The 19,476-nt window shown below is 68.3% G+C and carries 15 protein-coding genes; 8 read left to right on the top strand and 7 right to left on the bottom strand.

Annotated features, from left to right (window positions below):
* The first annotated feature begins 10 nt into the window (after window positions 1-10).
* The 4 genes from tssI (at window position 11) to QHF83_RS09565 (ending at window position 7,163) form a co-directional block, all read left to right on the top strand.
* On the top strand, window positions 11-2,668 hold the full coding sequence (gene tssI / locus QHF83_RS09580; RefSeq protein ID WP_282417469.1) for a type VI secretion system tip protein TssI/VgrG: 2,658 nt from the start codon (window positions 11-13) through the stop codon (window positions 2,666-2,668).
* Window positions 2,669-2,675: 7 nt separating this feature from the next.
* Entirely contained in the window at window positions 2,676-4,823 is a 2,148-nt protein-coding gene (locus tag QHF83_RS09575) for a hypothetical protein (RefSeq protein ID WP_282417468.1), read from the top strand.
* Window positions 4,824-4,939: 116 nt separating this feature from the next.
* Window positions 4,940-6,355, top strand: coding sequence for a tetratricopeptide repeat protein (locus tag QHF83_RS09570; RefSeq protein WP_282417467.1), 1,416 nt, complete (start codon window positions 4,940-4,942; stop codon window positions 6,353-6,355).
* Between the two features lie 16 nt (window positions 6,356-6,371).
* The gene (locus QHF83_RS09565; protein ID WP_282417466.1) at window positions 6,372-7,163 is read left to right on the top strand and encodes a hypothetical protein; all 792 of its coding nucleotides are present in this window, start codon (window positions 6,372-6,374) and stop codon (window positions 7,161-7,163) included.
* A gap of 9 nt (window positions 7,164-7,172) precedes the next feature.
* Here the strand turns inward: QHF83_RS09565 and deoD are convergent, their stop codons facing one another.
* Window positions 7,173-7,910 carry a purine-nucleoside phosphorylase gene (deoD, locus tag QHF83_RS09560; protein WP_282417465.1) on the bottom strand — a complete coding sequence of 246 codons (738 nt, stop codon included), beginning with the start codon at window positions 7,908-7,910 and terminating at the stop codon, window positions 7,173-7,175.
* Between the two features lie 7 nt (window positions 7,911-7,917).
* On the bottom strand, window positions 7,918-9,021 hold the full coding sequence (locus tag QHF83_RS09555; RefSeq protein ID WP_282417464.1) for a hypothetical protein: 1,104 nt from the start codon (window positions 9,019-9,021) through the stop codon (window positions 7,918-7,920).
* Window positions 9,022-9,119: 98 nt separating this feature from the next.
* On the opposite strand from QHF83_RS09555, the gene QHF83_RS09550 reads away from it, so the two are divergent.
* Complete coding sequence (locus QHF83_RS09550) at window positions 9,120-10,715, top strand: DUF2007 domain-containing protein (RefSeq protein ID WP_282417463.1); 1,596 nt, start codon at window positions 9,120-9,122, stop codon at window positions 10,713-10,715.
* Window positions 10,716-10,718: 3 nt separating this feature from the next.
* On the opposite strand, the gene QHF83_RS09545 is transcribed toward QHF83_RS09550, so the two are convergent.
* The 4 genes from QHF83_RS09545 to QHF83_RS09530 all read right to left on the bottom strand — a co-directional run bounded on the left by QHF83_RS09545 (window position 10,719) and on the right by QHF83_RS09530 (window position 14,795).
* Window positions 10,719-11,525 carry a fibro-slime domain-containing protein gene (locus QHF83_RS09545; protein WP_282417462.1) on the bottom strand — a complete coding sequence of 269 codons (807 nt, stop codon included), beginning with the start codon at window positions 11,523-11,525 and terminating at the stop codon, window positions 10,719-10,721.
* 42 nt (window positions 11,526-11,567) lie between these two features.
* Window positions 11,568-13,571, bottom strand: a complete 2,004-nt coding sequence (locus QHF83_RS09540) for an EGF domain-containing protein (RefSeq protein ID WP_282417461.1) — start codon at window positions 13,569-13,571, stop codon at window positions 11,568-11,570.
* A gap of 123 nt (window positions 13,572-13,694) precedes the next feature.
* Window positions 13,695-13,925 (bottom strand): DUF378 domain-containing protein, encoded by a 231-nt coding sequence (locus QHF83_RS09535; RefSeq protein WP_282417460.1) that lies wholly within the window; start codon window positions 13,923-13,925, stop codon window positions 13,695-13,697.
* A 57-nt stretch (window positions 13,926-13,982) separates the two neighbouring features.
* The gene (locus tag QHF83_RS09530; protein ID WP_282417459.1) at window positions 13,983-14,795 is read right to left on the bottom strand and encodes an alpha/beta fold hydrolase; all 813 of its coding nucleotides are present in this window, start codon (window positions 14,793-14,795) and stop codon (window positions 13,983-13,985) included.
* 110 nt (window positions 14,796-14,905) lie between these two features.
* On the opposite strand from QHF83_RS09530, the gene QHF83_RS09525 reads away from it, so the two are divergent.
* From QHF83_RS09525 to QHF83_RS09515, 3 genes are read left to right on the top strand one after another with little or no spacing between them, the layout of a single operon-like run.
* Window positions 14,906-15,127, top strand: a complete 222-nt coding sequence (locus QHF83_RS09525; protein WP_272421266.1) for a DUF350 domain-containing protein — start codon at window positions 14,906-14,908, stop codon at window positions 15,125-15,127.
* 30 nt (window positions 15,128-15,157) lie between these two features.
* Complete coding sequence (locus QHF83_RS09520; RefSeq protein WP_282417458.1) at window positions 15,158-16,249, top strand: hypothetical protein; 1,092 nt, start codon at window positions 15,158-15,160, stop codon at window positions 16,247-16,249.
* Between the two features lie 32 nt (window positions 16,250-16,281).
* Complete coding sequence (locus tag QHF83_RS09515; RefSeq protein WP_282417457.1) at window positions 16,282-19,014, top strand: M1 family metallopeptidase; 2,733 nt, start codon at window positions 16,282-16,284, stop codon at window positions 19,012-19,014.
* A gap of 13 nt (window positions 19,015-19,027) precedes the next feature.
* Here QHF83_RS09515 and QHF83_RS09510 read toward each other — a convergent pair whose 3' ends face one another.
* Window positions 19,028-19,462, bottom strand: coding sequence for a DoxX family protein (locus QHF83_RS09510; RefSeq protein ID WP_282417456.1), 435 nt, complete (start codon window positions 19,460-19,462; stop codon window positions 19,028-19,030).
* Between the last annotated feature and the right edge of the window lie 14 nt (window positions 19,463-19,476).

Genomic DNA, 19,476 nt, shown 5'->3' with positions numbered 1-19,476 from the left:
TACCTCGCCCATGGCCCATTCTTCCGAGCCCAGGACCCACTTCGAGCTCCGCGTCGGGGAGCTCGGCAAAGGCCGCCTCACGGTCGTGAAAATCGCCGGCGAGGAGCGCATCTCGCGGCCCTTCGCCTTCGACGTGGTCGCGTTCGCCGAGGCCCAGGGGCTCGACGAGGCGAGCTTCGAGCGGGACACGATCGGCAAGGACGCCGTCCTCTGCATCGCGGTCCCCGATCACGCGCCGCGGATCGTGCGCGGCGTGGTCTCGCGCGTGCGGGCCGAGGGCGCGGTCGAACAAGGCCGGATCGCCTTCCGCCTCCGCCTCGCGCCACGCCTCGCGCTCTGCCGGCTCAACCAGCGAAGCCGCATCTTTCAAGACCGTACGTTCCCCGAGATCGTCGCCGCCGTGCTCGCGGGGCACGGCATTCCTTGCCGCTTCGACCTGCTCGGCCCGCACCCGCGCCGCGCGTATTGCGTGCAGCACCGCGAGAGCGACCTCGCCTTCGTGCAGCGCCTCGCCGCGGAGGCCGGCGTCTTCTACCATTTCGAGTTTCCCGGCGACGGCACCGACGACGCCCGGGAGGTCGTGGTCTTCGGCGACGCCCCCACGCTCTATCCGCGCATCCCCGGCGCCGACGTCCTCGTGTTCCGCCGGGCCGACGGCGCGACCGCGCTCACGGTCCGCGAGGATCAGGTCACGCGTTTCATTCGACAAACGAGCGCGGCGACGGAGGGCACGCTCGTCCGGGATCACGATTTCCGCAAGCCCACGGCCGAGCTGCGGGCGAGCGCGGGCAAGGCCGAGGGGCTCGTCGTGTACGAGCACCACGGCGAGGACGAGGAGCCCGAGATCGAGCCGGCGCGGGCGATCACCATGCTCGAACAGCGAAGGGCGCGCGCCGCGCTCGCCGAGGGGACGACGTATTGCCGCAGGCTGTCACCGGGCCACCGCTTCACGCTCGAAGATCACGACGTCCCCGCGCTGAACGGCCATTACGTCGTGGTCCGCGCCGTCCACGAGGGCCACGACCCGCAGCACGCCGGGACGAACGAGCCCATTTTCACGACGACGTTCCGCGCGGCGCCTGCGTCGGTGGCCATCCGCCCGAAGAAGCCGCGCCGCACGATGCGCCAGGTGATGGAAACGGCGACGGTCGTGGGGCCCTCGGGGCAGGAAATTCATACGGATCCGTACGGCCGCATCAAGGTGCAGTTCCACTGGGACCTGGAAGGAAAACGCGACGAGCATTCGTCTTGCTGGATCCGCATCGCGCAGGCGTGGGCGGGCACCGGCTGGGGCTTTCAATTCATCCCGCGCGTCGGGATGGAGGTGCTCGTCGGTTTCCTCGGCGGCGACCTCGACAGACCCGTCGTGATGGGCTGCCTGAACGACGCGACGCACCCGCCCACGTTCAAGCTGCCCGACGCGAAGACCCGGAGCGGCATTCGCACGCAGACCACGCCGGGCGGCGGCGGCTACAATGAAATCTCCTTCGAGGATCGCGCCGGCGCCGAGGAGATCTCGGTCCACGCGCAGAAGGATCTGCGCGAGACGATCGAAAATGACCACGACGAGACGGTCACGCACGACAAGACCGTGACCATCGGCGGCAGGCACGTCCTGCGCGTGCAGGGCGATCGCGACGATCACGTGGCCGGCGCGCTCGTGCAGACGATCGACGGCGGCGCGACCGTGAGCGTCTCGGGCGGCATGGCGCAGACGACGGGCGGCGACGTGGCGAGCGAGGTCCGTGGCAGCCGCGCGGAGGTCGTGCACGGATCGGACCGGCACACGGTGCACGGCGATCACATGACGGTGGTGATGGGCCAGAGCGTGCTCCGCGTGGAGGCGGAGCACGCGGTCGTCGTGGGCGAGGGGCGCGACGACGGGATCGTCGAGACGAACGTCTCCGGGAAGTGGATCGTATCGTCCGGAAAAACTGCTCGGATCCAGGCGGATCAGGGCATTTCATTGGTGGTGGGCGACAGCGTGGTGGAGATCCTCTCGGATCGGATCGTCCTCCGCGCGCGACGCGTGGAGATCGAGGGGCAGGAGAGCGCGGCCATGACGGGCAAGGGCCCCGCCGTGCGCCTCGGCGAGGAGGCGGAGATCGTCTCGAAGGTGCTGAAGCTCTACGGCGAGAAATCGTCGATCGAGCTCGATCGGGACGCGAGCGTGAAGGGGACGCGGGTTCTTTTGAACTGCAAGGACAGCCGCCCGAAGGACCCGACGCGCGACGAGCCCGAGCCGGAAACGGTAAAACTCCGCATCCAGCTCACGGACGAGAACTTCGAGCCCTACGCGGGCAAACTCTACGATCTCGTATGCGAGGGTTTCAAAGGCGACGGCACGACGGGCCCCGATGGCCTCGTGGAGCGGGACGTCCCGAAGGACGCGCAGACGGCGCGGATCACGTTGTGGCTCGGCGACGATCGCACGGGGCCGAAGCGCGAGTATTCGGTGAAGATCGGCGCCCTGCCCGACATCGCTTCGATTGCGGGCGCGCAGGTGCGGCTGAAGAACCTCGGCTATTACGTGGGCGCGAGTCGGGGCGAGATCGACGACGAGACACGCGCGGCGCTCGCCTGGTTCCAGCGGGATCACGAGCTCGAAGAGACGGGGGCGCTCGACGAGGCGACGCAACGAACGCTGCTCGACGTGCACGGGACTTGAGGTTGTCATGGCGATCCCCGAGGCGGACAAGCAATTCATCCAGGCGGTTGCCGAGGCCATCGGCAAGGTATCGAACCCCGCGGCGCACCCGGGCGCTCCGCCGCGCCTCGTCGTGTGCCTGAATCACACGGAGACGGACATTCCGGAGGGCGCGATCGGCGCGGGTCCATACTTGGAGAGCGAGCTCGACAAGGAGAAACCCGAGTCGCTTTCGGCAATCCTCGCCTGGATCGAGGAGCGGCTGCACCGGAGCCTCGACGAGGCGTGGGCGGGTCCGGCCGGGAAAAACGAGGACTGGGACGCGAGCGAGGGCGAGGAGGCGTGGGCGCGCGCTCTCTCGGAGATCGTGTTCGGAATGCGGTACGGGGGCCCAGGGCAGGCGTATTTCCAGAACTCGAAGTGGGACTCGTACATCTTTTCGCGGATCCAGCGGCGCAGCGTCGATTTCGAGAAGGCCTGCGCGTCACGGAAAAACGCGACGTTCCCGGCGACGCACCTCGAGATCCAGGCGTTCAAGGCCGCGCTGGTGAAGGAAGGAAAAACGCTGGAAAGCGCGATGAACCCGAACACGGATCCGGCCGTGTCGCTCGCGTGCGCGTGCCAGCACCTCACGACGTACGGCGTGCTCACGCGCGGGTTCACGCTGGAGCAGCACCTCGACGGGGCGAACCTGGCGGCGAGCCAGAACAAGGGCAAACCCCTCTTCGATCCGAAAAAGGGCGGGATGTGGTACCCGACGAACGTGGCGCATTTGCGGGTGCCGGTCGCGACGGGGATCGAGCCGGTGCCGCCGAAGAAGGGAGCGCCGGTGAACAGCACGGAGGCGATGCCAGTGCCGCTGCGGCCGGGATCGGCGTATTGTTACAATCCGTTCGGGGACGCGAAATACACGACGGCGTGGGTGCCGCCGTATTGGACCGAGATCGACAAGAACGGGGTTCCGCAGCTCAAGAAGGAGTATCGTGAGAGGACACTGAATGACTTGCCCGAGGATCGGAGCCAGCACAAAGAGCAGCAGGTGTTGTTCGAAGACAAGAAGAACAACGTCTCGGTGCAGCAAGCCATTCTCACGAGTGACGCCACGTACGACGAGATACCTGCGGAGAATTTCGCCGTGCAGGTCGACGTCCCGGTCTCCGGGCAACGCAAAGGTTCGCACATCAACGTCGTTCTTCGTATCAGCAAGGACAAGAAGAAGGTCCAGCTCCTCGACACGACGAACGGACATCCGCTCGACGAGCACGTGGCCCACACGCTCATGGATCCCACGGGCAAGGAGGGCATCTATGACGGGAACTTCATCTCCCAGGTCTATCAGGGCAACACGTTCTGCGGTCTCGGCGTGCCGCCAGAGCCGCCCGAGGACCTCGTCGAGATGGCGGAGTTCATCCGCCGCGCGCGCCCGATCGGCCTCTTGCGGCTCGTCATCACCGAACGCTTACCGCCGGCGAAGATGACGGACGATCACATTCTCTACGTGAGCAAGATGTTCCGGATGTACGGCGAGACCGAGGACGACAATTTCCACATCTCGCGTTGCGTGTGGGCGCTCCGGAACATGCCCGGGTTCAAAAAGCTCCAGGGCTGGTTCATCATCTACACGCCGCAGGGCGAGCTCGCGCGGATGATGTGGGAGCACGGCGCGCGCCACCGGCGGCTCGCGGAGATGGAGCCCGTCGTGTTCGAGGCCAAGAAAAAGAAGTACGAGATCAAGAAGGCGAACCCGAACCGCGACAAGAAAAACGACCCGCTCGTCGAGCCGACGCCGGGGCTCCAGTACATCCACGACTTCCGCGACACGATCGTCCTGACGAACGCGCCGAACGGCACTTGCCTCTACTGGCATCGCAAACGCTCAGACCTGAATTTCGGATCGACGACCGAGAGCTTCCAGGGCAATGCCATCCCAGACGCCATCCGGGCCCGCGTCGCGCCGAAGCCGAAGCAGGATCCGAACTTACGTATGCCCTACGACGGCGAGCATGTGCACGACCGGTTCTGCGATCCGTACACGAACGACCACACCATCGAGATTCCGGATCTCTTCCGCGACGGCAAACCCGCAGCCGAGCCGCCGCCTCCCCCGGAGCTTCTCGTCGATACTGCCATCGTGCACGACCACGACCAGTCGGCGCCGGAAGTCGCGTTCGTATGAGTCTCGCCGTGCTTCGACGCTCGGTGTTTCTGTCGCTCCTCGCCGTTTCCTGCGGTTTGTCCACCCCAGAGCCACAGAAACCGTCCCTCGCGCCGGGGAAAGCCACCCCGACGACGATGACGACTGCTCCCGCGGCAGCACCGCCGAAAGCCTCGACGACACCTCCACCACCCTGCACGCTCGCCGACGTGGCCGATGCCTGCAAGGCTGCGTGCGACGCGGGCCACGTCTTGAGCTGTCGCAACCTCGGATTGCTCATCCAACAGGGCAAGGCGGGGCGGCAAAACAAAGGCCGCCTCGTGGAGCTTTTCCGCAAAGCCTGCGATGCCGATGACGCCGAGGCTTGCGACGAGCTGGGCTCGCTTTTGCCTGAGGACTCCGTATCCGCGGCGCTGTACCGCAAGGCCTGCGATACGGGGTACATGCCCGCCTGCGGCCATCTGGCAGGCCTCCTGCTCGTGAACGGCGACATGGGCGTCCTTGCCGAAAAGGAAGCTGATATCAAGGCTGCCATGGCTCTCGCGCAGAAGGGCTGCGAGAGCGGGCACGCGAATTCGTGCACGATCCTCGGTGGCGTCTTCCGCAAAGGAAAGCCGGTCAAGAAGGACCATCGGCTCGCCAAGCAATACCTCGAGCGTGCTTGTGACATGGGCGATCACCGGGGCTGCGTGGTCGCGAGCATCATGTACGAGCGAGGCTGGGACGGGGAACAGGCGGACACCATCCGTTCGCGAAAGCTGGAGCAGAGAGCTTTCGCTCTCGTTCAATCGGCGTGCACGGAGAAGCTCCAGCACTGTGAGTACCTGGTCGACTATTATGCGACTGGGATCGGCACCAGCGAGGATCTCGCCAAGGAGAGGGAGGTCAAACGTGACGGTTGTGACCGTGGCGCCCCCCATCTCTGCGTACTCTGGGGCATCCACCTGGAACAGGGGCGCGGTGTGTCTCAGGATTTTGCCAGCGCTGGCCAATTCTACCGCACCGCGTGTGATGACGGTGAGGGCAGCGGGTGCTACAGGCTCGCCTACTTGCACGCAGCGGGTCATGGTTTCCCCAAGGACGAATCGAAGATCGCCTCGCTTCTTTCGGAGTCGTGCGACCTCGGCTTCATGGCGAGCTGCATTTGGCTCGCCACCAAGCAACGCGCGGGCGACGGCGTCCCCAAGGACTTGAAAAGCTCGGTAGATCTGCGGAGACGCGCGTGCAGCCATCGCGGCAAGGAGGGCTGTGGTCAGCTCGCGCTCTTGCTGCTCGGCGCGGACGAACATGGCATTCCCCGCAAGGAAGCCGAGGCCGAGGCGATACGCGCCCTGACCTTCGGGTGTGAGCAGGTCGAGTCCGGGTACGAGTGTTATCAGCTCGCCTGGATGCACGACCTCGGCGTGGGATTCCCGAAGAACCGAACGCGTGCTCGGGCGCTCGCGCAGCAGGCGTGTGACCTGGGGGAGACCGCCGCTTGTCAATGGCTGAAGGACCCTGCAAAGGGGCCAAGCCCGACCTGGGTCAATTTGGCAAAACAACCCAAGAAATGAGCCACCGGAGCCGATCATGACCACGAAGCCCGGTTTTGCATCCCCCCAAGTCCCCCCCGAGGAGCGTCGCGAGGGCCTCACCCTCGAGCGGTTCGCGGAGGTGATGGCCTACCGCAAGTTTTTCCCGCCGCACTTCGGCGAGGAAGTGCTCCTCCGCTGCGGCATTCGTCCCGCGCGCTGGGCGCGGGCCGCTGCGGCGTGGGGCGAGGCGCTCGCCGAGGCCGCCGCCGAGGAAACACCCGACATCGTGCTCCGCTTCGCCCGCGCGTTCGGCGGCACGTCGCGCAAGCTCCGTGAATGGCCGCCGCGCCTGGAGTCGCTCGGCGAGCCCATCGATCCGGACGCGCCCGATCCCGAAGAGCGAGCCCCCGAGCGGCCTTCCTTCATGCTCGACGAGCCGCCCTCGCGCGCGCCCCAGAGCGCCGGCTCCGTGTGGAAGCAATACGTGACAACCCCTGCGCCAGCGCCCGCTGCGCCCGCAGCGCCCCCCGTTCCCGCGCGCGTCCCCGCGCCTTCTCACGAAGACCTCGGCGCGACACGCCCGGCATTTCGACCTCAAACCAAGCCGCCGACGATGCCCTTCCAGATGCCGCCGGACGCGTCGGCTCCTGAAATGCCCCCGGCTCCGCCCGCGCCGCCTCCCCCGACGCGCGCGCCCGGGCTCGGCGATACGGCCGATATCAGCTCGTTCGTCCCGCGCAAACCCTTGCCGTTCCAGGGGCCGCCGCCCGACGGCGACAAGCTGGCCCAATCCGTGATCATCGGTCCCGACGATCTCCAAAAAGGACCGCGCCGACCGGGGCGCTGACGAAACAGACTATGGCGGCGGCGCGATGGCCGCGGCCTCCTCGGCCGCGAGCTCCAGCGCGAGACCGATCATCGCGTTGAAGCTCGTCTCGCGCTCCGCCGAGGAGAGCGAGGTGCCCTTCGGCAGGTTGTCCGCGACCGCGAGGAGCGCGAGCGCCCGCGCGCCCAGCTCCGCGGCGACGCCATAAAGACCCGCCACCTCCATTTCGATCGCGACCATCCCCATGCGCACGAGCGTCTCGTGCAGCCGCGCGACATCCGGCATGTAAAACAGGTCCGCGCTGAACACGGAGCCCACGCGGACGGGCTGGCCGCGGCGCTCCGCGATCTCCACCGCTCGCCGCGCCAGCTTGAAATCCGCGACCGCCGGGAAATCGTGTTCGAGGAAGCGATGGCGATTGACCCGGGAGTCCGTGCCCGCGGCGAGGGCCACGATCACCTCCTTCAGGTCGACCTCCGGCCGGAGCGCGCCGCAGCTCCCGACCCGGATGAGGACACGCGCGCCGTAATTGCGAATGAGCTCGGTCGCGTAAATGGAGATCGAGGGGATGCCCATCCCGTGCCCCATGACGGAGATGCGCTGTCCCTGGTACGTTCCGGTGAACCCCAGCATGTTGCGCACGGCCGTGACCTCGCGCGGCTGCTCGAGGAATCGCTCGGCGATGTAGCGGGCGCGCAGGGGATCGCCCGGCATCAGGACCACGTCGGCGAAATCGCCGGGCGCCGCGGAAATGTGAATGGTGGACATGGCTCGTTCATTCCAGGGTGGAGTTCGTGACCTGCGGGTCGCCGTTCGCGAGCACGAAGATGCCGGGATAACCCGGCGTCTCGAATCCGAGGCTCCGGTTCTTCGAGAGCACCGAATCCTGGATCACGAGCGTGCCCGTGCGATCGTTGCTGACGAAGAAGATGGCGCCGCCCCCTTCGTTTGCATGGTTCTCCGTGATCTTCGTCCCGCAGACCGTCAACGTGAACGTATTGCCGTCATTGTAAATGGCGCCGCCGCTCCCGCCGCCCGGGGTCCCGTCCTTCGCCGGGTTCGCGCCGTTGCCGATCGCGCGCTGGTGGGACATCAGGCTGTTCAGGACCGTGTACGAGACACCGATGCTGCTCAGCGCGCCGCCGTTCGAGCAGACATTTCCGAGCTTTTCGCTCCCGCCGAACGTGCTGTTCACGACGTACACGGGTAGCCCTTCGTATTGACTGAGAACACGAATCGCGCCGCCTCCGACGTCCGGGCCGACATCGTCGCAGACGTTGTTGAAGAAGCGGCTGTTCACCACCTTGAAGCGGCCTCCCCGCACGAAGATCGCGCCGCCGCCGTCCGGGTCCTCGCCTTTCGCATTGCCGTCGACGAACGTCAGGTTTTGCACCGTGAGCCGGGGGTGGTCCTGGTTCTGGCACATCGGCGTGGTCCAGTGTTGCGCCTCGTCGCAGGTGTTCATGTAGAGAATGCGCCGCGCCCCCGCGCCGCTCAGCGTGACCTTCCCGCCGCCGTCGATCACGATCTCGGGACCGGTGTCGTTGAAGATCTTCGCCGTGCGATCGAGCGTGATGACCACGGGATCCGGGCCGCAATCGAACGTGATGATACCGCCCTTCGCCACGGCAGAGGCGAATGCATCCGAGGTGCAGCTCTCCTTCGTGCCATTGCCGACGACCTGCGTCGGGTTCGACGTATCCGCCGCCTGGGCCTCGGCCGGCACGGCGCAGGCGCCGTCCGGGTTTCCCGCGACAGGCCCCTCGTCCGGGTTCGTCTGGGGATCGAGCGGCGCCGGAGCGGCTTCGTCCCCGCAGCCTGAAACCACGCCCGTGAAAAGACAAACCAGGAGCGCCCCGTGAAGCGTTCGTCGTTGCATCGTTCGCCCTCGCAACGCCCAGGCTACGCGCATACGACGCCGGGAACAAGGGCTTGACGCCGGGAGCGCGGGCGCGGATGCTCGGGGCGAGGGGCGTCATGAAGTTTTGTCCGAACGTCGCGTGTTCGCATCGACAGCGCACCGGAACGCCGGCCGAATACGACGTGGATCGTCCGGACTGCGCCGATTGCGGGGTCGCGCTCGTGGACGGGCCGGCATATTACGCCCCACCCTCGGGAGAGACCACGGCGCGCCCGCTTCCGCCGGGTCTATTGTCGCGGATCGGGGTGACGATCGTGGCGCTCGCCATCGCGATCGCCGGGCCGAGGCTCTTGCTCTTTCCAGAGAAGGAACCGGAAATATCGGGGCTCCCGTGGAACGTATTTTCTGTCGGCCTGTACCCGATCCTCGCGGCGGCGCTGTTCGTCGAGCTCGTCGCCTGGATCGTCCCCTCCCTGCGTCCGCTCCGGCACGCAGGCCCCGAAGGGCGCGAGAAACTCGGGCGGGCCACGATCCTCCTCGGGATGGTGCTCGCGCTCTTCCACGCATACGGGATCGCCCGTTCACGGTCCTATTTCGACCCGGAAGGGCCGCAGCTCGTCGTCATCGGCAGCCTGGTCGCCGGGACGAGCCTGCTCGTGCTGCTCGCCACGTGGGTGACGAGGCGAGGGCTCGGCAATGGGTTTGCGTTGCTCTACCTCGTCCCGGATCTCGTCATGCAAGGCGAGTTCCTCCATGCGATCCTCTCGGGGGCCATCCCTGAAAAGGCGCCGACGTCCGCCGAGATAGCCCGCATCTTCATCATTCCGGCGCTGCTCGCGGGCGGAGCGGTCGCGTGCTCGCGCTGGCCTGGCAGGCGGGACGAGGACGTTCGCGTGGAGGCGTCCGGCGCGGAGCCTTATCGCCGAGGCGCGGGCCCGCGGGGCGCCAATCCGCCGCCGCTCCGGCTGCCCGCGAGCGGCGTCGCGCCCGCGCTCATCCCCGCGGGCCTCGCAGGGCTGCTCTGGCTCCTCTCGACCGCCCACCTCATCCCCTACAACGCCGGCGCGTGGTATTTCGAGAATGACGGCGTGCCCCTCGTCATCAGGCTCGTCCTCACCTCCATACTCGTCCTCGTCCTCGGATGGGCCTTTCAGACGCCGACCGCGCGGGAAGCTCTGTGGCGGCGCGTTCGCGAATACTCGCCCGACAGCCGACCGCTCGAGGAAGGGGATTCCGAGGTCCTCGCCGCCCTGCGCCTGAGCATCCTGCCGCTCTGCGTCTTCGTGATCCTCCCGCTGCTCGTGGACGTCGGCCCGGGGACGAGCCCTTATCTCGTGCCGCTCCTGACCATGCTCGTCCTTGATCTCGTCGCCGAGGTCCGTGCACGCATGCAAATCGAAGGCGAGCTCGTCTCGGTTTGGCCGGAGCACCGCGTCTTCGCCGCGGACATGGTCGCCGCCGTTCTTCGCAGCGAGGGAATCCCGGTCCTCCTGCGCGGCGTCCTCTACCGGACGATGGCGCGTTTCGCCCATCCGTTCGTCCCCATCGAGGTGATGGTCCCCGCCTCGCGCGCCGAGGACGCGACGCGAATCGTGCGGCAAATCATGCTCGGGGAGATGCCGCCCGCGGAGGTTCGAACGGACGAACCCGCATCTCCCGCGAAAAAGAAGAAACGCAAGAAGAAGCCGACGGAGGACGCGGCGACGGCGTGACCGTCACTTCGGACAGACGTCGAACTCGGCGATCGTCGTCTCGAGGTAAAAATTCGAGCCCGACGTATGCCGCTCGGCGAAGAAGAGCGCGAAGGGGAACACCTCGCCTTTCGTGATCCCGAGGGCCTCGGCCTCCTCGTCGAGGAGGATCGTCCGGCTCTCGGTCGCGTGCACGCCCCCGAGATCGATGGCGAGCTTGTCGTTGATGAAGACCCAGAGGTCGTCGTCCCCGCGAAACGTGAGTGATTCGCCGCCGACGTACCGGAACGGGCTCTGCATCTCCAGCGTGAAATGGAAATTGTGCGGGTTTCCCTCGTTCCCGAGGAGCTGCCCGTCGATCGGGAAGAAATCAGGCGCGTTGAACTGGTACAGATTCGGCGCGCCCGGGCTCGACGCGAGCTCGAGCGTGAACGACGTCGACGCGTTGACCCCGGGGACGTCGCGGTACCATTCGTCGAAGCCCGCCTTGCCGCTCGTCGTGAGCGTCGTGGGGTTTCCCGCATAGACGGGTTTGCCGTCGCTGCCGAGGTTCGTCTCGACGATCCCGAGATCGAGCCCGATCGAGGGCTCTTCGAAATCGGGGTGCGACGCGCTGAAATCGCGGATCGTCACCCCGATGGGGATCGTGGAGGAGGGCCGGGGCGCCGTGCAGCCCTCCCATTTCCCGAAGACGCACGTCTCCACGCCCTTGCCGCAAATGGTCTCGCATTCGCGCTTTTCCCCCTCCACCTGGCAGACGGGCAGCTCGGTGCGCGCGCCGCAGCCTGAAACGAGGCCGAGGAGGAGGAGCCCACGAACGATCGTCGCCATGACGATCATCGTCTCCCCGGCCCCCGGGGAAATCAATCGATTTTACTGGAGGAAGCCCGCTGTGCAGGCGTTCGCCACGAGCCGCGCCCAGTCGCCGGTGCCTTGCATGTTCGGGTGCCCCGTGCCGTTCGAGTAAACGACCTTGAAGTCGGGGCGGTACGCATGCGCGATCTCGCCGTCGGCGTACGTGCCGTCGATGATGCCGGCGCCCTGCAGGATGAGGATGTCGCGGTAGAACGAGGCATACGTCGAGACGCCGCTGTGGATGAACGTCGTGCCATTGCCCGAATAACTCGACGAGGTGTAGCGGTTGTCCCCGGTCGGCGAGACCACGGGCGAATATGCGGAGGTCATGATTTTGCCCGCGAGCGAGATGTTGCTCGTGTAGGTCGAGAACACGCCGAGGACGACGTTTCCGCCCGCGTCCACGAAATCGCCGAGGTTGTTGCCGAACGTGGTCGCGTTTGCAAAACCCGTGTTCACCCACGTGTGCACGCAATCATAGGTGTTCAGCGTGGCGAGCGAGGGCGTCATCGTGCGGGGATCGACGTATGTGACCGTGCCGCCCGTGATCGCCGCGATGGCAGAGCGATAGGTCGAGGCGTCGGGGTTCGAGGGAGCGTACGCGATCTTGATGCGCGCGCACGTGCTCGGGGTACCCTTGCACCGGAAGTACGGCTCGACCTTGCAGGTCGCGCTGCACCCGTCGCCGCCCACGGCGTCCCCGTCGTCGCATTTCTCGCCGGCCAAGAGGATCCCGTCGCCGCAGAGCGGTCCGCACACGCTCGGCATGCCGGTGCAGGAATAGCCGGCCTCCACCTGGCAGGTCGCCGAGCACCCGTCGCCGGACGTCGTGCCCGCGTCGTCGCAGCCCTCGCCCGCGACCACGAGGCCGTCGCCGCAGACCGACGTACACGTCTTGCCATTGCCGGTAAAACCCTGATTGCAGGCGCAGGAGAAGGTGCCGGGCTGGTTCGTGCACGTCGCGTTCGCGTCGCAGTCGTCCGTGCCGGCGGAACACTCGTTCACGTCCGTGCACATGGCGCCGCTGCCGGTGTATCCCATGTTGCACGCGCAGGCAAACGAGCCGGGCGTATTCGTGCACGTCGCATTCGAATCGCAGTTATCCGTATTCAACGCGCACTCGTCCACGTCCGTGCACATGAGGCCGTCGCCGGTGTACCCCATGTTGCACGCGCAGGCGAACGAGCCGGGCGTATTCGTGCACGTCGCATTCGCGTCGCAGTTGTCCGTGTTCAGCGCGCACTCGTCCACGTCCATGCACAGGACGCCATTGCCGGCATATCCCATGTTGCACGTGCACGAGAACGAGCCGGTCGAGTTCATGCAGGCCGCGTTCGCATCGCAGTTGTCCGTGTTCAGCGCGCACTCGTCCACGTCCATGCACAGGGTGCCGTCGCCCGCATATCCCATGTTGCAGGCGCAGGTGAACGAGCCCGGCGTATTGGTGCACGTCGCATTCGCGTCGCAGTTGTGCGTGCCGAGCATGCATTCGTCGAGGTCCGTGCACACGGTCGGCTCTCCGGCGCAATTCCAGCCGGACTCGAGCACGCAGGCCGCCGAGCAGCCGTCCGCATCGACCTCATTGCCGTCGTCGCACGCTTCCATGCCGGCGATCACGCCGTCGCCGCAGCCGGTCGTGCACACGCTCGGCTCCCCGGCGCAGCTCCATCCTGCTTCGACCGCGCACGCCGCCGAGCAGCCGTCCGTATCGGCCGTATTGCTGTCGTCACAGCCCTCACTGCCCTCGACAGCGCCGTCACCGCAGACGGCGCTGCTGCCGCCCGTGCCGCCCGTGCCGCCTTGCCCCCCTGCCCCCCCCTGTCCGCCCTGGCCTGCGTCGCCGCCCTGGCCCGCATCGCCGCCCTGGCCGCCTTGACCGCCCGCCCCTCCCTGGCCCGCGCCGCCGCCCTGGCCGCCCGCCCCCGTCGCGGTCGTCGCGGGATCGTCGCTACAGCCCGCCGCTGCGACCGATATGGCCCCGAGGAGCAAAACCCCGCCGATCGCCCGAATCCCGAAACGCATGCTCCGACCTCCTCGTGGGCTGCTCCGTGCAGCGCACAAACGTCGGGCATCGAAACCTGGACAGCCGCGCTTGTCCAGAGATTTTCGTGAGGGATCACGGGCGATTGCGTGCTCGCTCCGCCGTCAGGCTCTTGGCCGTTGCACGAGCCGCGTCGAGAGGAAAATCAAATACAGACCCGAGAGGCCCACGAGCACGTACACGATGCGCGTGAGCGCCGAGAACGTCCCGAAAAGAGCGGCCACGAGGTTCCAGTCGAAGAGCCCCACGAGCGCCCAGTTCAGGGCGCCGACGATCACGAGGACCATCGCCACCCACGCCAGCCCCGACATCCCATCCGTGCGTGTATCTACCATGCAGGGGCGGCGATGCATGGGACGGACCAGCGATCCGCCCAGGCGAGCCGAGCCACGTCAGGATAAAAAATCGAGCAGCGCGCCGTAGGTTTCGAGCGGCGCCTCCAGCGGCACGAGGTGCCCCACGCCGCGCAGCGTGCGGAGCCGCGCGCCCGGAATCCGCCGCGCGAGGAGCTCGCCATTCTCGTACGGAATGAGCGGATCGGCGTCGCCGTGCACGACGAGGGTCGGCACGCGGACGTCGCCGAGGCGATCCCAGATGGAGAACCGACTGATCGCCTGGATCTGCCGCAGGAGACCGTCCACCTCGGGCGCGCCTTCGAGCGCGAACGCGATGGCCATGTCGAGGATCTCGGGGTTCTTCTGGACGAACGCGGGGCCCGTGATGGCGCGATAAAACGCGGCGAGGCGCGCCTCGGCCGCCGCGCGATCGTCGCCGCCGGCGAGCGAGGCGAGCTCGGAGAGGATCGCGCCTTCGGCCTTCTTCGCGAGGTCGCCGCCGGCCCAGGTCGCGAGGAGCACGAGGCGCGAGAAACGCTCGGGGAAACGCACGGCGAGCTCCTGCGCGATCATGCCGCCCATCGAAATGCCGACGAGCCGCGCCTCGCCGATGCCGAGGTGGTCGAGGAGCCCCACGGCATCCTTGGCCATGTCGGCGATCTCGTAGCTCCCGCCCGGGAAACGCGAGGAGCGGCCGACGTCGCGGTTGTCGAACTGGATCGCGCGGAAGCCGCGGCCGGCGAGGGCGCGCGAAATGGCCGTCCAGTTGTCACCCCGCGAGCCGAGGCCCATGACGAGCAACACGGCCGGGCCGGCCTCGCCGAAGGTGTCGTAATGAATGTCGACGTCGCCGATCCGCGCGATGCCCATGGTCCTCGGAGGAGGTAGCCGCTTACGCCCACGACGTCGAGGCTTCCCAGCGGGGCCCGTCTTCCCTTACCCTGCCGGCACGGCCCTTCCGGGCCCTCGGGAGAGCATCGATGCTCGACATTTCGCAGCTGCTCAAGGCCTCGATCGCCACGCTGATCTTCGTGGTGATCGGGCTCGTCGTCTTCGCCGTGGCGTTCTTCATCATCACGAAGGTGACGCCGTTCTCGATCCGCAAGGAGATCGAGGAGGACCAGAACACCGCCCTCGCGATCGTGATCGGCTCGGTGATCCTCGGGCTCTCCTGGATCATCGCCGCGGCCATCCACGGCTAGGGGAGGGCCGAGGAGGTCCCCGAGCGCCTCGTGAACGGGCCCTGGATCTGGGGCGCGCGCGTCGACGTGGCCGTCTTCGGCGGGTCCGCGGCGCTCGCGCTCGCGCTCGCCGCGCTCGCACCCGCGCTGAGCGACGAGGGCGCGCTGCCGCTCTGGGGGTGGATCACGTTCGTGCTCGCCGTCGATGTCGCGCACGTCCACACGACGTTCTTCCGGACGTACTTCGATCGCGAAGAGCTCCGCAAGCGCCGCGCGCTCTACGTGGCCACGCCGCTCGCGTGCTGGGCCGCGGGCGCGCTGCTCCACGCCACGTCCGAGCGGCTCTTCTGGCGCGTGCTCGCGTACGTGGCGGTGCTCCACTTCGTGCGGCAACAAGCGGGCTGGGTGGCGATCTACCGGGCGCGCGCCGGCGAGCGCTCGCGGCTCGGACGCGCGCTCGACGACGCCACGATCTACGCGTCGACCTGCTTCCCGCTGCTCTACTGGCACGCCCACCTGCCGCGCGCGTTCCGATGGTTCGTCGAGGACGACTTCGTGACCGCGCCGTGGCTCCGCGCGCTCGTCGTGCCCGCAGGCGTCGTCTGGGCCGCGCTGCTCGTCGCGTACGTCGCGCGCGCCGTCATCGTTTCGCGGCGGGGCGGGCCGCGGAACCCGGGCAAGCACCTCGTGGTGGCGACGACGGCGATCACGTGGTTCTCCGGGATCGTCGCGACGAACTCGGACTTCCAGTTCACCGTGACGAACGTGCTCGTGCACGGGATCCCGTACATGGCGCTGCTCTGGGCGTACACGCGGGAGCGGGCGCGCGAGGCTCCCGCGGGGCTCGTCGCGCGGATCGCGGCAGGCGGCGTGCTCGCGTTCGCCGCGGCGGCGCTCGCGCTCGCGTTCGCCGAGGAGGCGCTCTGGGATCGGCTGGTCTGGCACGACAGACCCTCGCTCTTCGGCGGGATGCGCGAGGCGCCGCTGCTCGGGCCCTCGGCGCGGGCGCTCGTCGTGCCTCTGCTCGCGCTGCCGCAGGCCACGCATTACGTGCTCGACGCGGTGCTCTGGCGCCGCAAGGACACGGGCCCGGCGCAGGCGCGGGCGCTCGGGTTCCGGGGCGCGCCGGAGCCTGCCGCTTGACCGGGCCGCGCCGCGCGGCGAACGTTCGATCGATGCTTGCTTGGTCTCGCGGAGCGCGGCTCGCCCTGCCCTTCGTCGTGCTCGCCCTCGCGGGCTGCATCCCGAACGCGCCGGTCTTCCGCGTCGAGCCCGCGGCGACGGCCACGGAGCAGGCGCCGAAGCCGCCGCCGACGCTCGCGAACGGCCGCCTGCCGGACACGGCGCGGCCGCTCCGTTACGCGCTCTCGCTCTGGGTGAACCCGAAGGAGCCGCGCTTCACGGGCGAGGTCACGATCGACGTGGAGATCCCGCGCCCGACGTCGCACGTGGTGCTGCACGCGGCCGAGATCGATCTGCGGCGCGCGCAGGTGGTCGTCGGCAACGAGCGGCGCCCGGCGCGGACCTCGACGCGGCCGAGCGCGGGGCAGACGACGCCGAACGAGCTCGTGCTCGCGTTCGAAAAGCCGCTGCCCGTGGGGCGCGCGTCGATCGAGATCACCTACGTCGCGCCCTTCGGCGAGGGCACCGCGGGCCTGTTCCGCGTCGAGGACGCGGGCGCGTCGTACGCGTTCACGCAGTTCGAACCCGTCGACGCGCGGCGTGTCTTCCCGTGCTTCGACGAGCCCGGCTTCAAGGTGCCGTTCGACGTGAAGGTGACGGTGCCGAAGGGCCAGCTCGCGCTGTCGAACGCGCCGGAGACCAGCCGGACGGCCTCGCCGGACGCCGCGCACGAGACGTTTGCCTTTGCAACGACGGAGCCGCTCCCGACGTACCTCGTGGCGCTCGCGGTGGGGCCGTTCGAGGTCCGCGAGGCGAAGACGAACGTTGGTGGTCAAAAGGAACCCGTGCGCCTGCGCCTCGTCACGACGCGCGGCAAAGCGAAGCTCGGCGAGCTCGTGCTCGACACGGCGGCGCGCGAGCTCGCGATGCTCGCGGGCTTCTTCGGTCGCGCGTATCCGTACCGCAAGCTCGATCTCGTGGCGGTCCCGGATCTCATGGCCGCGGCGATGGAGCACCCGGGGCTCGTGACGCTCCGCGAGGATCTGGCGCTGCTCGACCCCGACGCGGCGTCGGCGGTGGGCTTGCAGGAGATGGCGTCGATCGTGGCGCACGAGCTCTCACATCAGTGGTTCGGCAACCTCGTCGGGCCGCCGTGGTGGGACGATCTCTGGCTCAACGAGGGCCTCGCGACGTGGATGACGGCGAAGGTCATCGACACGATCACGAAGGACACGGGCGCCGCCGCGTCGGCCGTGCGGGACAAGCACCTCGCGATGAAGCTCGACGAGCTGCCCTCGTCGCGCGCCGTGCGCGCGCCCGTGGTGAGCACGGGCGACGCCGAGGACATCTTCGACGCGATCACCTACGAGAAGGGCGCGAGCCTCGTGCGGATGCTCGAAGGGTGGCTCGGGGAAGACGTGATGCGGAAGGGCCTCGCCGCGCACACGTCCGCGCATGCGCATGGCACGGCGTCGACGGACGTCTTGCTCGCGGCGCTGGCCGAGGCGTCGGGCAAGGACGTCGCGGCTGTCGCGCGCCCGTTCCTCGAACGCACGGGCGTGCCCTTCGTGCGCGCCGAGCTCACCTGCGAGGCGGAAAAACCGCCGCGCGTCTCGCTCGCGCTCACGCCGCCGGCCTCGCGGCCGGGCGCGGGCGGCGAGGAGCCGCGGGCGTTCGTCGTGCCTGCGTGCGTCGCGTACGAGGGCGCAGCGGCGCCGGTGTGCGGGCTGCTCTCCGATCGCCTGACGCTGGAGCTGCCGCGGCGCGGCTGCCCTTCGTGGGTCCATCCGAACGCGGACGAGCGCGGCTACTACCGGTTCACGCTGCCGCGCGCCTCGTGGGACGCGCTCGCGAAGGTCGCGAAGAAGCTCGCGCCGACGGAGCGCGTGGGCCTCGTGGCGAACGCGCTCGCGCTCGTGCGAAGCGGGGAGCTCGGGGCGGATGCGCTGCTCGAGCTGCTCTCGTCGCTGCGGGGCGAGCGGCACCCCGCGGTGCTCGCCGAGATGACGGAGAGCCTGCGCTGGATCCGCGTGGTGCTGCCGGACTCGGGGTCCCGCGAGGCGCTCGGTCGCTTCGTCGGTTCGCTGTTCCTTCCGCTCGGCAAGGAGCTCGGGTGGGCGACACGCAAGCAGGACGACGAGGCCACGCGCCTCGCCCGCGTGGCCGTGCTCGAAGCGCTCGGCGTGCTCGCGGAGGAGCCGTGGACGCTCCGGCAAGCGGCCTCGCGCGCGACGGCGTACCTCGACGATCCGCGGGCGCTCGACGCGGACACGACGGCGGTCGCGCTGCTCGTGGCCGCGCGGACCGGCGGCGACGAGCGGCTGCAAGCGCTACGGGACGCGGTGCGGCTCGCGGCGACGCCGGAGGAGCGGGTCATCGCGGCGCGGGCGATCGGGAGGATCGGCGATCCGGCGGAGCTCGGCCGGGGCCTCGACATCGCGCGGGCCGGCGAGCTGCGGGCGCACGAGTTCGCCCGCGCGTTCCACGAATCGGCGCGCGCGCCGGAGACCTTGTCGACGTCCCTTGGATGGATCCGCGCGCGTGGCCCCGAGCTCGCGCCTCGGTTCGGCGGAGGGCTCTTGCTCGAGCTCTCGAGCGCGGTGGGCGAGGCGTGTGATCCGGTGACGCGGGACGACGCGCTCAAGGTCTTCAAGGCGATCTTCGAGACCGTGGACGTGAGCCCGAAGAAGCTCGCGGCGCTCGAAGAGCAGGCGAATCAGTGCATTGCGGTGCGCGAGCGCGAGACGCCGCGGCTGCGGAAGAAGCTCGGGCTCGGGACACGCTGAGCGATGCCATGGGTCACCTGGAAATGTGACCCGGACGCGAACGCACGCCGACCCAGTAAGCCCAGGCGATGAACACGATCTGAAATGGAAGCCGGGCCCAGAGCGCCCATTCCGGCACGGGGTCCTCGCCGATCGAGATGTTGTGGATCGCCATGTTGATGTTTGCCGGGAAAACCGCGACGTAGAGGGCCATGAGGCCGATGCCCGCCGCGCGCCGGAGCCGCGGGATCAAGAGGCCCACGCCTCCGGCAATCTCGGCCACCCCGCTCACGTACACGAGCGCGAGCGGCGCGGGCAGGGCCGCGGGGACGATGCGCACGAAAGGCTCGGGGGACGTGAAATGCAGGACGCCGACCCCGATCATGGCCAGGGCGAGGACGATGCGGAGGGCGACCTTCACGCGGCTCTCGGGCGGCGCGGGTTCGGCGGGACGATCGGCGGGGGCCATTCGCCCTCTTTTCG

Source organism: Polyangium sp. 15x6 (assembly GCF_029960785.1).
In the GTDB taxonomy this organism is placed as follows: domain Bacteria; phylum Myxococcota_A; class Polyangia; order Polyangiales; family Polyangiaceae; genus Polyangium.
Note: the sequence above shows the minus strand (reverse complement) of the source record. Positions and strands in the feature narration are given on the sequence as shown.